Source organism: Marinoscillum sp. 108 (genome assembly GCF_902506655.1).
Taxonomy (GTDB): Bacteria; Bacteroidota; Bacteroidia; order Cytophagales; family Cyclobacteriaceae; genus Marinoscillum; species Marinoscillum luteum.
In genome coordinates this window covers 2,052,882-2,067,849 of the sequence record NZ_LR734808.1, presented here as the reverse complement: position 1 = coordinate 2,067,849, position 14,968 = coordinate 2,052,882, and the positions used below count along the sequence as shown (strand labels likewise).

The 14,968-nt window shown below is 47.8% G+C and carries 11 protein-coding genes; 9 read left to right on the top strand and 2 right to left on the bottom strand.

Features of this window, described 5'->3' with window-relative positions:
* Positions 1 to 413 precede the first annotated feature (413 nt).
* The gene (locus GV030_RS08450; protein WP_159581720.1) at positions 414 to 647 is read left to right on the top strand and encodes a hypothetical protein; all 234 of its coding nucleotides are present in this window, start codon (positions 414 to 416) and stop codon (positions 645 to 647) included.
* A complete protein-coding gene (locus GV030_RS08445; RefSeq protein WP_159581718.1) occupies positions 644 to 940 on the top strand; it encodes a type II toxin-antitoxin system RelE/ParE family toxin in 297 nt (98 codons plus the stop codon). Before GV030_RS08450 ends, GV030_RS08445 begins: the two co-directional genes overlap by 4 nt.
* Positions 941 to 1,009: 69 nt before the next feature.
* On the opposite strand, the gene uxuA is transcribed toward GV030_RS08445, so the two are convergent.
* Both uxuA and GV030_RS08435 read right to left on the bottom strand, forming a co-directional pair.
* On the bottom strand, positions 1,010 to 2,182 hold the full coding sequence (gene uxuA / locus GV030_RS08440) for a mannonate dehydratase (RefSeq protein WP_159581716.1): 1,173 nt from the start codon (positions 2,180 to 2,182) through the stop codon (positions 1,010 to 1,012).
* 19 nt (positions 2,183 to 2,201) lie between these two features.
* Positions 2,202 to 4,358: an alpha-glucuronidase family glycosyl hydrolase gene (locus GV030_RS08435; RefSeq protein ID WP_159581714.1), complete on the bottom strand. Its 2,157-nt coding sequence runs from the start codon at positions 4,356 to 4,358 to the stop codon at positions 2,202 to 2,204.
* 366 nt (positions 4,359 to 4,724) lie between these two features.
* Here GV030_RS08435 and GV030_RS08430 point away from each other — a divergent pair, with 366 nt between their 5' ends.
* The 7 genes from GV030_RS08430 to GV030_RS08400 all read left to right on the top strand — a co-directional run bounded on the left by GV030_RS08430 (position 4,725) and on the right by GV030_RS08400 (position 14,966).
* Complete coding sequence (locus tag GV030_RS08430) at positions 4,725 to 6,908, top strand: glycoside hydrolase family 3 N-terminal domain-containing protein (RefSeq protein WP_159581712.1); 2,184 nt, start codon at positions 4,725 to 4,727, stop codon at positions 6,906 to 6,908.
* 45 nt (positions 6,909 to 6,953) lie between these two features.
* Positions 6,954 to 8,177, top strand: coding sequence for an endo-1,4-beta-xylanase (locus GV030_RS08425; RefSeq protein ID WP_221413307.1), 1,224 nt, complete (start codon positions 6,954 to 6,956; stop codon positions 8,175 to 8,177).
* A gap of 31 nt (positions 8,178 to 8,208) precedes the next feature.
* The gene (locus tag GV030_RS08420; RefSeq protein ID WP_159581708.1) at positions 8,209 to 9,342 is read left to right on the top strand and encodes a Gfo/Idh/MocA family protein; all 1,134 of its coding nucleotides are present in this window, start codon (positions 8,209 to 8,211) and stop codon (positions 9,340 to 9,342) included.
* A gap of 33 nt (positions 9,343 to 9,375) precedes the next feature.
* Positions 9,376 to 11,100: an IlvD/Edd family dehydratase gene (locus GV030_RS08415; protein WP_159581706.1), complete on the top strand. Its 1,725-nt coding sequence runs from the start codon at positions 9,376 to 9,378 to the stop codon at positions 11,098 to 11,100.
* A 24-nt stretch (positions 11,101 to 11,124) separates the two neighbouring features.
* A complete protein-coding gene (locus GV030_RS08410) occupies positions 11,125 to 12,459 on the top strand; it encodes a GntP family permease (protein ID WP_159581704.1) in 1,335 nt (444 codons plus the stop codon).
* Positions 12,460 to 12,540: 81 nt separating this feature from the next.
* Complete coding sequence (locus GV030_RS08405) at positions 12,541 to 13,371, top strand: fumarylacetoacetate hydrolase family protein (RefSeq protein ID WP_159581702.1); 831 nt, start codon at positions 12,541 to 12,543, stop codon at positions 13,369 to 13,371.
* A 59-nt stretch (positions 13,372 to 13,430) separates the two neighbouring features.
* Positions 13,431 to 14,966 carry an aldehyde dehydrogenase (NADP(+)) gene (locus tag GV030_RS08400; protein WP_255465251.1) on the top strand — a complete coding sequence of 512 codons (1,536 nt, stop codon included), beginning with the start codon at positions 13,431 to 13,433 and terminating at the stop codon, positions 14,964 to 14,966.
* Positions 14,967 to 14,968: the final 2 nt, after the last annotated feature.

The following is a 14,968-nucleotide window of genomic DNA, read 5'->3' as shown; positions in this document are numbered from 1 at the left end:
GCTTCCAAAGGGAGCCGGTTTTTTTTGGTTTATCTGACAAAGGAATTGATAACTTTAAGGCACAACATCAAGGATCAGAATGGATATTCAATCGATAAAAGTTGCTCTTATACAAGGGCTGACAGAACTACAGGATCGTTGAGTATAAGGTTAAACTTCTTCCGGAAGCTCGACTGTGAATGGCTTATGTCGAGAAAAACCCATTGCACTACCAGACCGGTTATTAGAATGTTCGGAATGCATTAGTGAACAAGTTTTCATATCAGGTTCACTATCAAATTGAAGAGACCCACAGCAGAAAGCTATCTAGAAAAGGAGATGGAAGGCCTGAAAGAGGGATTCAAGAAATATCATCCACTTTAAAGAATCAAATCATGCGAATAAATCGTTATTTTGTGAAAAAGAGGTGAATCATGGATTTACAAGCTGAGAAATTAAGTTTACTGGAATGGTTAGCGGGACTGAATGACCCCAAAACCCTCAAGGAGTTCATTTCTTTAAAGAAATCTAAAGAAGTTGATTGGTGGGATGAGATGAGCGAAGATGAACGAGCCGCGATTGATGAAGGTCTGGCTCAACTTGATCGTGGGGAAGGTATCCCACATGAGCAGGTAATGAAGGAGGTTCGAGAGAAGTACAACCTATGAGTAAACCAATCGAATGGTCACCTCGATCTAAAAAAGACTTTCTAAACTTACTGGATTACCTGCAAGACAAATGGGGAGAAAAGACAGTCAGAAAGTTTAATGACCGTTTGCAATCAATTATTGAACTCATCGCCGAAAGACCAGAAATCTACCCTGCATCAGGTAAGAAGAAACAAGTGAGAAGGTGTGTAATTGGTAAACAAACCAGCCTTTATTATCAAATTAAGAAAGACAAAATAGAACTGATTACCTTGTTTGATAATCGACAAAACCCTACAAGAAAACCGATTTAAGGTCTCTTCGCAAGTCCGAAACCCCTCCGGCATAAGTTAGCGATGTGCGATTATGCCTAAAGTAAGTCGCTAGGTTGTAACCCCATACACCACCGCCCGCTCCACACCTCTCAGCTCTGCCAGACCTTTCAGGCGGCCGATGGCTGAGTAGCCAGGATAAGTGGTTTTCTTCAGGTCATCCAGCATCTGATGCCCGTGATCGGGCCTCATAGGCAGACTAATCTGTCGGCGGTTCATCAGGTGAACCACCTCTTTCACCACGGCCACCATATCCGTATCACCGTCCAGGTGGTTGGCCTCTTCAAAGTTGCCCTCAGCATCCCTTTTGGTATTTCTCAAATGCAAAAAATGGACATGCTCACCCAGACGTTGAAGCATCCCTACCAGGTCATTATCCGCTCGTGCACCGAAAGATCCGGTACAAAAGCACAGTCCATTGGCCGGTGAGGGTGCACTATTGATCAGCTCCCTGACATCCTGCTCTGTACTGACTATTCGGGGTAGCCCCAATACGGAATACGGCGGATCATCCGGATGAATGGCCATTTTCAGGCCTACTTCTTCAGCTACCGGCACCACCTCCCTTAGGAAATGAAACAGGTGCTCTTTGAGCTTAGGGGTATCTATGTGTGCATAGGTTTCGAGCGCTGAGAGCACTGCCTTCGGTGTGAATGCTTCTTCACTGCCCGGCAGACTCAGGAGTAGATTTTTATAGAGTGCTTGTTTTTCTGCTTCGTCCATCGACTTGAGTCGCAGTTCGGCCGATCGTATTTCATCTTCGTTATAGTCTTTTTCGGCGTTTGGTCTTTTCAGTAAAAATAAGTCAAAGGCTATGAAAGCAGCTTTTTCAAATCGAAGGGCACTGGAGCCATTGGGGAGGATATGAAATGGGTTGGTGCGCACCCAATCGAGTATGGGCATGAAATTGTAGGTGACCACCTTCAGTCCGCAGGTGGCAACATTTCGAAGACTGACTTTGTAATTTTCAATGTATCGCTTGTAGTCCCCACTTTGCTTTTTGATGTCTTCATGCACTGGCAGGCTTTCTATCACTGTCCAGGTCATGCCGGCGGCCTCAATCTCCCTTTTTCTGATCTCTATCTCCTCCACGGGCCATATATCCCCGACCGGAATTTGATGCAAGGCGGTGACCACCCCGGTACATCCTGCCTGTCTGATGTTCGCCAGACTTACCGGATCTTTGGGGCCGAACCATCGCATGGTTTGTTCCATTAAATGCATAGTTGTCTCAGTTTAGCTTTTACCAGCTCGGACGTATACCCGGCGCAAAAGGGAATTTCAAAGATTGATAATACTCCAGCGATCTTTTGGGAGGCTCTACCTTATCAGGAATGGGTCTCTTGGAGAAAGTCTGGAAGTAGCTCAGTGAGGCGTCCTTCCACCAAACGGCCTCCTTTTCTTGTATGGTGAGTAACATTTGAACGCTTTTGAAGCGCTCATCGTCAATTTTGGGTTGTACGGATTGCCACTGTTCCTGCATTTTTCTGACGGTGTTCACCCCATCCTGATAGCGGAAGGCCAACTCGTTCCAAAGGGTCCTACCAGAGTTCATTTCAAAATCCCAACCCACATGATGAAACCATAGGAGGAATTTCTCCGGGATTTCGTCTTTAGAATTAAAGATTTTGGCCACTTCCGGTGCGTATTGGCTCACCGCATTGCTACCATTCTCCGATCGGTCAAACCCGATCCCAAAGGCATCAGCCTTGTGATAATACACTGGTGTCCAGTCAGCTCTGGACAGGTTACTGACCCAGGGTGCCGGACCGTAGTGATGTCCCGTACCCATCAGGTGATGCAGCCCCAGTGGCGTCATGTAATTCACGGAGGCTTCCCAGGAGTTCATCATCATATCGCTTAGCGCAGCTATCGTTTTTGGATGATTATTAAACGTCATTCGAATCCAATCTTCTGCGATCTGCTGGGCAGTCTGATCCGGATTCCACGCCAGGCGTCCGAAGGCATACCAGTTGGCTTGCGCAAAAGGGTGACCGGTCCAGTTGATGTCAGTCCCAGTGTTGGCAACCCCGGCAATTCCGGTGATACTATAATCATGTAGCGAACCATCAACCACTTTAGAAACCGTTGACCCCTGACCGTTGACATAGGTGTCAGCATCGAGGCATTCCTTCCACATAGGGGCCAGATAGACCAGTTGGGTAGCCTGACCCAGGTACTCCTGGGTGATTTGAAACTCCATCATCACGGGGGTTTTGGGCATGGCGCCAAAAAGGGGGTGAAAAGGTTCTCGTGGTTGGAAATCAATCGCTCCATTTTTCACCTGTACCAAAACATTGGGTCGGAAAGAGCCATCCAAAGGATTGAATTCTGAATAGGCTTGTTTGGCCCGGTCATCAGGCTCTTCACTGCTGTACACAAAAGCACGCCACATCACCACGCCACCAAAAGGCTTCAATGCATCTGCCATCATATTGGCACCTTCCGCATGCGAGCGACCGTAGTTTTGAGGGCCCGGTTGGCCCTCAGAGTTGGCTTTCACCAGAAAGCCCCCAAAATCGGGAATATGCTCATAGATTTCTTTGACCTTTTCCTCCCACCAATTGGTCACGTCTGAGTTGAGTGGATCTGCTGTGTCCAGCCCACCAATCTCTATGGGGGCACTGAAGCGAGCAGTCAGGTAGACTTTGATTCCATACGGCCTGAAAAGATCGGCCAATGCCTTCACCTTCTCCAGATAAGCAGGTGTGAGTACCAATGCATTGGCATTCACATTGGTGAGCACCGTGGCATTGAGCCCAATGGAGGCATTCGCCCGCGCATAGTCAATGTATCGTTGATCCAGAAAGTCAGGAAGTTTGTGCCAGTCCCAGATAGAAAATCCTGCATACCCACGCTCCGAAGTTCTGTCCAGATTGTCCCAGTGGTTGAGGATTCTGATGTCCACTTTGGGGTTTTCAAGAATATTAATGGAAGCCAGGTTTTGGTTGGTTTGGAGGAGCTTCAGAAAATGAAAGGTGCCATAGAGCAGGCCCACCGGGTCTTTGGCGGTGATGAGAAATCGCGATGACTCCTTTTGTGAGATGGCCTTGACCAGATAACCTTCTTTACCCAGCTGTGTCAACTCTGACTCAGATAAGTATTGGGCGATAGTCGGCTCATCGGATAGACCAGCTAGCAAGGAAGCCTTGCTGCTGGTGGATGGCTCGAATGGCTGACCCAGCAGACCACTCAAGCCAGCACTCAACTCATTTCGGATCACATCATGAGTTGCCGAACTACCCACTACGCTAAACGACTTGATTTGGCCGAGATAGCCATTGAGGAGCTCGGTATTTTGGATCTTATGGTACCTGAGCCAGAGTTCATATCCTGTTTCCGCTGATGCTGGAAGGATGAAAAGTGCGAATAACAAAAAAGTGCTAAATAGATATTTCACGTGGGGTCTGGTTTGAGTTGAATCAATCGCGTATCTGACAATTGCAAACACGGCTATTTGGCTAAAGTAGTGAGATGTGTGGTAAAACTGAAATTTTTACGCAATCGATTGTTTAAAATTTAGGAATCTGTGCTACTTTGCCACAATGAATGTCTAAAGCTTCTCTGAAATCAGGGCTGATGTTGCTTCATTTTTAAATCACATGAGGCTTGAAATGAGAGTGAATGAGCGTGCATTTCTTGTTGATGTAGGCACCGTTTGTTAATGAATACCCTACGGATTGTTAAGCCTTTCCCGCAATGAGTTGAGGGAGGGATATATTTAGTAAAAAATATCCGGGTGGTCATATAAAATTTAAATCCCTTAATGATGAAAAAATTAGCATCCTTTTTATTGATTGTGCTGGCAGCCATTAGTCACAATGCAGAAAGCCAGGATTATCTGGAAACTTCTCTTACCAATGCGGCCCGGGCTAAGGATTTGGTGAGCAGACTTACTCTTGAGGAGAAGGTTCAGCAAATGATGATGAACAGCCCCGCGATCGAACGGTTGAACATCCCGCCTTATGAATGGTGGAATGAGGCCTTGCACGGAGTAGGGCGGTCTGGTGTGGCTACGGTATTTCCGCAAGCCATTGGACTTGGAGCCACCTTTGATGAGGAGCTGGCTTACCGGGTGTCTTCAGCCATCTCTGATGAGGCTCGGGCCATGTATAATGCATCACTGAAAAAGGGTTATTACAACCGATACAATGGACTCACCTTTTGGACACCGAACATCAATATTTTCCGTGACCCCAGGTGGGGGCGCGGCCAGGAAACTTACGGTGAAGATCCATTTTTGACTACCAGATTGGGGGTATCCTTTGTGAAAGGACTTCAGGGAGAAGATTCCCGATACTTGAAAACCGCGGCTTGTGCCAAGCATTTTGCGGTGCACAGTGGTCCGGAGCGTTTGCGCCATGAGTTCAATGCTGTTGTTTCTAAAAAGGATCTTTATGAAACATACCTTCCAGCTTTTAAAGCATTGGTGGAGGCGGATGTGGAGGCCGTAATGTGTGCTTACAACCGCACCAACGATGAGCCCTGCTGTGCCAACAATTATTTGCTTCAGGAGGTACTTCGGGGTGAATGGGACTTTGATGGGCACATCGTGAGTGACTGCTGGGCCATTGTGGATTTCTATTCAGAGAATGGACATGGCACTGTAGAAAATCAGGTAGATGCTTCAGCTTTGGCACTCGAAAGTGGGGTAAACCTCAACTGCGGGAGTACCTTCCCGGCACTGGTGGAGGCGGTGAATCAGGGGTTGATCGAGGAAAAGACGATTGATGTGGCCCTTACCAAGTTGCTGGAGACGAGGTTCAAGCTGGGCATGTTTGATGATAGCAATGCCAATCCATATAATGCCATTTCGCTGGATGTGGTGAACAGTCCTGCCCACAGGGCGTTGGCACGGGAAGCTGCCGTCAAGTCTATTGTTTTGCTCAAAAATAATGGAGTGTTGCCTTTGGCCAATGACCTGTCGCGCTACTATGTCACAGGTCCCAATGCGGCTGGTATCGATCCACTCATTGGAAATTATTACGGGGTAAACCCTGATATGGTCACGGTTTTAGAAGGCATCACCGCTGCGGTAGCTTCTGGTAGTCAGGTGCATTATAGAGCTGGCACGTTGCTCGATCGGCCGAATGTAAATCCCGTGGACTGGTCGTCTGGGGTGGCACATACTTCAGATGCGACTTTGATGGTAATGGGAATCACGGGATTTATTGAAGGAGAGGAAGGGGAGTCCATTGCCTCCGCGCATTATGGTGACCGCCTGGATTATGATATACCTGCCAATCAGATTGATTACCTGAAAAAACTTAAAGCCGACAATGACAAGCCTGTGATAGCCATTGTCACTGGTGGAAGTCCCATGAATCTTTCTGAAGTTCACGAAATAGCTGACGCAGTGTTATTGGTGTGGTACCCCGGTGAAGAAGGTGGTAATGCCATCGCTGATATTGTTTTCGGTAAAGCCTCACCTTCCGGGCGATTGCCGATTACTTTTCCAAAGAGCCTGGATCAATTGCCAGCATATGAGGATTATAGTATGATGGGCAGAACTTACAAATACATGACAGCCGAGCCGATGTATCCCTTTGGTTTTGGACTACACTACTCCAAAATCAAGTATGGGACCCCTGCCGTCACCCGGTCGGTAATAAAGTCAGGAGAGTCTGCTGAGGTTTCGGTTCTAGTGACCAACGAAGGGGATTTTGATGTAGAGGAAGTGGTGCAGCTGTACGTGACGGATGTAGAAGCCAGTGTGAGTACTCCGCTTTTTTCTTTACAGTCCATTCGCAGGGTGAAACTTGCGGCAGGTGAGTCACAGCGCATTTCCTTCACCATAAACCCTGAAATGCTTCAGGTGGTTAATGAGAAGGGTGAAACCATTCTGGAGAAGGGTGATTTCAAAATACACGTTGGCGGGTCTCTGCCCACCAGCAGAAGTCTAGAACTGGGTGCGTCTGTTCCTGTTTCTGTGAATTTGAAGGTGAAATAACGATAGGAAATTTGAGGTGATTATAACAGATTATATTTTATGAAGATGAGTAAAAGTATATTGTTGCTGATTGGGTTGGTGGTCATGGGGCAGATGGCGGTGAGTCAGGAAAAGCCCATAGCCGATGGGATGGAGAAGTTTCTTGGAAATGTATACAGTAGCTCTCAGCTAAGCGGATATGAGACTTACTGGAATCAGGTAACGCCCGAAAATGCCGGAAAATGGGGAAGCGTGGAAAGGACGCGGGATAATTATGACTGGGCCACATTGGATGCGGCTTACAATTTTGCCAAGGAAAACGATTTTGTGTTTAGGTTTCATGTGTTGATCTGGGGAAATCAGCAACCCTCCTGGATCGAAGATTTGCCGGTGGAGGAGCAGCTGGAGGAAATCACCGAATGGATGGATGCTGTGGCAGAGCGATACCCCGATGTGGATTACTTGGAAGTGGTCAACGAGCCTATCAATGATCCTCCGAGTGGTGCCGGCAATGGCAATTACATAGATGCGTTGGGGGGTAGAGGAGCTTCCGGGTACGATTGGATCGTCACCGCCTTCACCATGGCTAGAGAGCGTTTCCCAAATGCCAAACTGGTGATCAATGAGTACAACATTGTGAGCAGTAGCAGTAATGCCAATAAATACAAGAGAATCATAGAGCTGTTGCAGGCAGAGAATCTGATAGATGTAATCGGCGTACAGGCACATGCCTTTTCTACCACTGGAAGCTCCACCACCATTACCGATCAACTCGATAAACTGGGTGATACAGGCCTGCCGATCATGGTGACTGAGATGGATATAGATGGATCCACAGATCAGATTCAGCTGGATGAGTACAAGCGAGTTTTCCCACTGTTTTGGGAGCACGAATCGGTGATAGGAGTCACACTCTGGGGGTGGCGTAGTGGGATGTGGCGTACCGCACAGAAGGCTTATTTGATCAATACCGATGGAACGGAGCGACCGGCATTGACCTGGCTTAGAGAGTATGCTTCCACACCCATAGACCGTACGGTTTTGGGATGGAAAAATCATTCGAATCTGGAGCTGTTCCCTAACCCGGTGGTTGACGGCCAATTAACGGTCAGGTCGAAAGAGCCTGTGCATCAGGTGACACTGTATGACTTGAGTGGTCACCTGGTGGCTGATTTTACCCCAATGGAGGGGCAGGAGGTGAGCCTTTCACTGAACTTAACCAGCGGAATCTATTTACTCAAAGTACAAGGGACTTCCAAAAGCGAACTGAGAAAGATCGTCATTAAGTAGGGGAGTCCCCCGAACCTAAACCATTAGTCCAATGAAAAGAAGACATTTCTTATCCAATACCGCCAAGTCGACAGGGAGCATCATGGTGGCCAGCAGTTTGACCACTCTTGGGCTTCTTTCAGGTCCTTCGGGTAGGGCAGGTGAGAAAAGAGGACTCGGTGTGGCACTGGTGGGGTTAGGCGGTTATGCTACGGGTCAACTGGCACCGGCTTTGGAAAGGACAGAAAACTGCTACCTGGCGGGAATTGTCACAGGCACCCCCTCGAAAGCAGATTCGTGGGTGGACCAGTATCTTATCCCATCTAAGAATGTCTATAACTATGACAACTTTGATGAGATCTCGAACAATGATGAAATAGACATTGTGTACGTGGTCCTCCCCAATTCCATGCACGCGGAGTTCGTGATTCGGGCTGCTCAGGCAGGCAAGCATGTGATTTGTGAAAAGCCGATGGCCACCAAATACGAAGATTGTCAAAGGATGATTGATGCATGCCGCAAGGCTGAAAAGAAACTTTCCATCGGCTATCGATTGCATTTCGAACCTCACAACCTGGAGGTCATGAGACTGGGGCAGCGGCAGGTATTTGGGAAGGTACTCGAATCAGACGCTGGTTTTGCTTTTCCTCTGAGAGACAAAAGTCGCTGGCGCCTGGACAAAGAAATGGCAGGCGGGGGCCCACTTATGGACGTGGGTATCTATGCCATACAAAGCACCATCTATACCCTCGGTCAGTTGCCCATCGCACTACAAGCTACGGATACCACTGTCGATAAAGCGTTTTATGGCGCTGTAGAGGGTACACTGGATGTCAAATTTGATTTCCCTACGGGAATCAATGCCAAAATGAGGACGAGCTACGAAGAGAGTTCTAATTATTTGAAAGTACAGGCTCAGGAGGGGAACTGGGAGTTGGCGCCTGCTTATTCATATGGTGGCCTGAAAGGCAGGACCCATTTAGGCGCTATGAACTTCCCGGCTGTCAATCAGCAGGCACTCCAGATGGATGATTTTGCTACATGTATTTTAAAGGACAAGCAGAGCACGGTTCGTGGTGAAATGGGCCAGCGGGATATGTTCATCATTGATAAGATTTATGAGTCTGCAGCGGCAGGCAAGCCAGTTTCACTGAAAGGAATCCCCAATATTTTGCATTTGGTATGACTTATTTTTTCAACCCGAAACAGATGAGCGCTTATGAGCGATAAAAAGGAAAAACTACGAAGTGAGGAGTGGTTTGGCAAGGATGATAAAATGGGGTTTGTCCACCGCAGCTGGTTGAGAAATCAGGGTCATCCTGATCATATGTTTCGGGGGAAGCCTGTCATTGGCATTTGCAATACTTGGTCTGACCTTACCCCATGTAATGCCCACCTCAGGGAGTTTGCAGAAATCGTAAAGCGGGGAATTTATGAAGCCGGAGGTTTTCCGCTAGAGTTCCCAGTCATGTCCTTGGGCGAGACCATTATGAAGCCTACCACCATGCTTTGGAGAAATCTGGTGAGTATGGATGTCGAAGAGACCATCAGGGCCAACCCACTAGATGGTATCGTACTCTTGACTGGATGCGATAAGACTACCCCCTCTACCCTTATGGGTGCAGCCAGCGTTGATTTACCAACCATTGTGGTGCCGGGAGGGCCTATGCTCAACGGTAAGTGGCGTGGTAAGGATGTGGGATCAGGTACACTTACATGGCAGCTTTCGGAGGGGCTAAAGGAAGGCACCATCACAGAAAAGGATATGGTAGAAGCTGAGTCCTGCATGTCCAGAAGTGCGGGTCATTGTATGACCATGGGCACAGCCTCCACTATGGGGGTGATGGTAGAGGCATTGGGGCTCACTCTTCCCGGAGCATCAGCCATTCCGGCTGTAGACTCGCGCAAAAAGGTAATGGCTCATCTGGCGGGAAATAGGATTGTTGAAATGGTCCGTGAAGACTTAAAACTATCTAAAATCCTTACCAGAGAGGCTTTCGAAAATGCCATCAAAGTCAATTCTGCAGTAGGAGGCTCCACTAATATGCCCATCCATCTGACGGCCATCGCCGGACGAATCGGCGTGGATCTGGATATTGAAGACTTTGATCGGTTGGGTAGCCAGATGCCTATGTTAGTTAATCTCATGCCTTCCGGAAAGTACCTGATGGAAGACTTTTTCTATGCAGGAGGTCTTCCGGTAGTAATTGATGAGATCAGAGAACGGATTCATATTGGAGCCATCACAGCCAATGGAAAAACAATCGGAGATAATTGTCGCAATGCACCATGCTATGATCGGGAAGTCATTGGCACTGTCGACGCTCCAATCAAGGAGAACGCGGGAATCGTGGTACTGAAAGGGAACCTTTGCGAAAATGGAGCCATGATCAAACCCTCGGCAGCTACTCCGGCACTTATGCAGCATAAAGGGAAAGCAGTTGTTTTTGAGACGATCGAGGATTATCACCAAAGGATCGATGACCCGGCGCTTGAAATAGATGAGACTTCCGTGATGATCCTCAAAGGTGTGGGGCCGGTGGGTTATCCGGGTATGCCGGAGGTAGGTAATATGGACCTGCCGGAGAAATTGCTCAGAAAAGGCGTGAAGGATATGGTAAGAATCTCCGATGGGCGTATGAGCGGTACAGCCTATGGTACCGTGGTTTTACACGTGTCACCAGAGGCTGCCATTGGTGGCAATCTGGCCCTTGTGAGGAATGGTGACTTGATAGAACTTGATGTGAAAGGTAAGCGTCTCACCCTGCATGTGTCGGATGAAGAGTTGGCAGAGCGGAGAAAGCATTGGGTGAAACCTAAACCCGTGGCTGAAAGGGGCTATACAAAAATGTTCATTCAGCATGTGGAGCAAGCCGATAAGGGTTGCGATTTTGATTTCCTCAAAGGCTCATCAGGGTCGGAAGTAACCAGAGACTTGCATTAATAATCACCCTAAAACCTCTCCATAATGCTGACTATTGTACTGATTATTCTGAGTATTTTACTTATAGTCATTTCGACTAGTAGATTTTCTTTGCATCCTTTTCTGGCCTTACTGGTTGCTTGTTTGTTTTTTGGTTTTTGCTCAGGGATGGCACCAGAGACCATTATTCAGACAATTAATATCGGCTTTGGGGAAACCATCGGAAAAATCGGGATCATCATTATTTCAGGTGTTATTATAGGTGCTTTTTTAGAGCAATCAGGAGGTGCTTATGCCCTGGCCAGTCAGGTGCTGAGGGTGGTTGGCCAAAAGCGCGTACACCTCGCCATGGGGGTGATCGGGTATATCGTATCCATTCCTGTATTTGCCGATAGTGGGTTCATCATTCTTTCATCTCTGAACCGAGCTTTGGCAAAGGAAGCTGGAGTGTCTTTGGCCGGGACGGCTATTGCGCTTTCACTTGGTCTTACAGCCGCCCACACTATGGTGCCACCTACACCGGGCCCTATCACTGCAGCTGGTTTGGTGGGAGCAGATTTGGGGATTGTGATTCTGATTGGCCTTTATACAAGTATCGGGGCGCTGGTGGTGGCTATTTTCTTTTCGAAAGCGTATGCCGGAAAGGTCTATATAGACCCACAGCCAGAGCAGACCAGAGAGAAAATCCAACAAAAAATCTCGGAAGCACCATCTTCCATAAAATCTTTTTTGCCCATACTGGTACCCATATTGCTCATTGTGCTCAGGTCTATCGCAGATTACCCGACAGAGCCATTTGGAACCGGTATTTTGGTTGATTTTATCTTCTTTTTGGGCAATCCGGTTACGGCACTATTTATAGGTGTTTTACTAGCCCTTTTGCTACCGAAAAAGCTGGACAAAGACATGCTGAGTACTGGCGGATGGGTAGGCGACGCGTTGAAAACCGGCTCTGTGATCATTCTCATCACAGGGGCAGGCGGAGCATTTGGTAAAATGCTTCAGACATCAGATATCGGTGAAATTCTTGGGAGCTTCGCATCCGATTACAGAATAGGACTTTGGCTGCCATTTATGGTGGCTGCCGGGATCAAGACGGCTCAGGGATCATCCACTGTTGCTTTGACCACTACAGCTTCTATTATAGCTCCGTTGATGTTGGTTTTGGGTATGGACACAGAAATAGAAAAGGCCATGGTGGTGATCTCTATTGGGGCAGGTTCTGCAGTAGTGTCTCATGCCAATGATAGTTTTTTTTGGGTAGTGACTCAAATGAGCGGAATGAATGTGAGTCAGGGCTATCGTCTGCAAAGTGTCGGTACGGCGGTTCTTGGTCTTTCTGCTATGATTTTGCTCACGCTGTTAAGTTTTTTTGTATAGACATGCGAAAGTTCGAGTAGAACCTTTTGAGGTAATGAGTATTCTTTGGTGCATTTGTTTAACCTAACTAATGAGAAAGTTTTGAAAATTTATAAAACAAGAACTTGCATCCTTGTGGAAAAGGATGAGCAGTGTTATTCCTTTCATGAAGATTGGGATCAGTTTATCAACAGAGATGATCTCTTTGCTTACGCAAATGAGAGGATTTCGGTCAAAAGGCCGATAAACGATGCTGAAGTATTAAAGGGTGAATTGCTTGCTCCTATAGGACGTCAGGAAATATGGGCATCGGGAGTTACCTATTACAAAAGCCGGGAAGCCAGGATGGATGAGTCCAAAGATTCCGGGGGTGGCGATTTTTATGATAGGGTATATAGTGCTGACCGACCAGAGCTTTTTATGAAGGCCATGCCCTACCGTACGGCAGGTCCTGGGGGGAAAGTTAATATCCGAAAGGATTCCAAATGGAATGTACCCGAGCCTGAGCTTACCCTTTTGGTCAGTTCAGGAGGGAAGATCATAGGCTATACAGCGGGCAATGACATGAGTTCTCGTGATATAGAAGGTGAGAATCCCCTCTACCTGCCACAGGCTAAATGTTATGACCAGTCTGCTGCTGTAGGCCCATGTATTTACGTTTCTGAAGATCCTATGGCCGAGGATTCAGAGATCCACCTGGAGATATTGAGAGGAGATAAGCAGATGTTTCACGGGCAGATAGAAATTAGCCAGATCAAAAGAAAATTTGAAGACCTTGTTCATTATCTAATACTCGAAACCTCCTTTCCAAGTGGTTGCTACCTTATGACAGGAACGGGGATAGTACCACCTAACGAATTTACATTGCAGCAGGGCGATGAGATCAGGATTACGATCGATCATATCGGCACCCTCATCAATTTTGTAGCATAATCAACCGAAAAGACATGATACTAACGGGGCAAAATTTTATAGGATCAGAGCGAACAGGGATGGGTAGGAACACTTTTCGGGCCGTTAATCCGGCTACCGGAGACCTGTTACCCATCAGCTTTTATGAAGCTACAGAAGCTGAAGTAGGTAGTGCAGTATTGAAAGCTGAAGCCGCCTTTCAGGAATATAAAGAGCAGTCTTCAGAGGATCGGGCGCTTTTCCTTGAGGCCATTGGGGATGAGCTTTGGGCTTTGGGCGATGAGCTGATCGAACGCTGTATGTCAGAGACTGCTCTTCCCGCCGCACGCCTGAACGGAGAGCGGATGCGTACCATCAACCAGCTCAAAATGTTTGCCAGCCTTGTCCGTGAGGGCTCCTGGGTGGATGCGCGCATTGATACGGCAATCCCCGATAGACAACCTCTTCCCCGGCCAGATATCAGGCAGATGCTGGTTCCTTTGGGACCGGTGGGCATTTTTGGAGCGAGTAACTTCCCGTTGGCCTTTTCTGTAGCCGGAGGGGATACGGCCTCTGCCCTGGCAGCGGGCTGTCCCGTGGTAGTGAAGGCACATCCGTTGCACCCGGGTACCTCTGAGATGGTAGCTCAAGCCATTGTGAGTGCAGCCAATAAAACAGGTATGCCTGACGGTGTTTTCTCTCTGGTACAAGGGACCTCAGTGGAGGTCGGAATGGCTATTGTGTTGCACCCCAGGATTACGGCTGTTGGATTTACTGGCTCCTTTCGGGGAGGAAAAGCGCTCTTCGATGCAGCGAATCAGCGTAATACTCCAATTCCCGTCTTTGCTGAAATGGGAAGCTCTAATCCGATATTCCTATTACCAGGAGCCGTGAGCGCTCGTGGTGAAGGTCTGGCTTCAGGTCTGGTTGGCTCATTGAATATGGGGGTAGGCCAGTTTTGTACCAATCCTGGGTTGGTGATCGCTAGTGAATCGACAGAAACAAGTCAGCTTTTGGAAGCAATGGGAGACCTGGTTTCTAAAACTGCCTCAGGTACTATGCTATCTGAAGGAATCAAGGATAACTATGAGGCCGGGGTGAACAGGTTGACATCTTTTCCAGGGGTGGAGATAGTTTCCGAAGGAATTTCCGGACAGGGTAAAAACCAGGTACCGTCCAAAATTTTCAAAACAAAAGCAACTGATTTCTTAGGGCAGTCGGGTCTTGAGGAAGAGGTGTTTGGCCCGTCCACTTTGAGTGTCATAGCTGAGGGAAAAGACCAAATGCTGGAGGTAGCAAGAAAAATGCAGGGACATTTGACCGCCACCATCCATGGTACCGATGCAGACCTGGAGGAATACAAAGACCTGATTCATATTTTGGAACGAAAGGTGGGACGACTACTATTCAACGGTTACCCAACAGGGGTTGAGGTGGGGCAAGCTATGGTCCATGGAGGTCCTTACCCGGCTACCACAGCACCTCAGTCCACCTCCGTAGGGACAGGGGCCATCAAAAGATTTGTGAGGCCGGTATGTTACCAGGATTTCCCACAGGCCTCCTTGCCCTTAGCGTTGAGGGATCATAACCCGCTCAATATCTGGAGGTTGATAAATGGTGAATTAAAGAAAAAATAATG

Bases quoted from the DNA above. Each gene is read 5' to 3' on its own strand.
- GV030_RS08410 (WP_159581704.1), top strand. From the start codon at position 11,125: ATGCTGACTATTGTACTGATTATTCTGAGTATTTTACTTATAGTCATT.
- GV030_RS08445 (WP_159581718.1), top strand. From the start codon at position 644: ATGAGTAAACCAATCGAATGGTCACCTCGATCTAAAAAAGACTTTCTA.
- GV030_RS08400 (WP_255465251.1), top strand. From the start codon at position 13,431: ATGGGTAGGAACACTTTTCGGGCCGTTAATCCGGCTACCGGAGACCTG.
- GV030_RS08415 (WP_159581706.1), top strand. From the start codon at position 9,376: ATGAGCGATAAAAAGGAAAAACTACGAAGTGAGGAGTGGTTTGGCAAG.
- uxuA (WP_159581716.1), bottom strand. From the start codon at position 2,182: ATGCATTTAATGGAACAAACCATGCGATGGTTCGGCCCCAAAGATCCG.
- GV030_RS08450 (WP_159581720.1), top strand. From the start codon at position 414: ATGGATTTACAAGCTGAGAAATTAAGTTTACTGGAATGGTTAGCGGGA.
- GV030_RS08430 (WP_159581712.1), top strand. From the start codon at position 4,725: ATGATGAAAAAATTAGCATCCTTTTTATTGATTGTGCTGGCAGCCATT.
- GV030_RS08420 (WP_159581708.1), top strand. From the start codon at position 8,209: ATGAAAAGAAGACATTTCTTATCCAATACCGCCAAGTCGACAGGGAGC.
- GV030_RS08425 (WP_221413307.1), top strand. From the start codon at position 6,954: ATGAGTAAAAGTATATTGTTGCTGATTGGGTTGGTGGTCATGGGGCAG.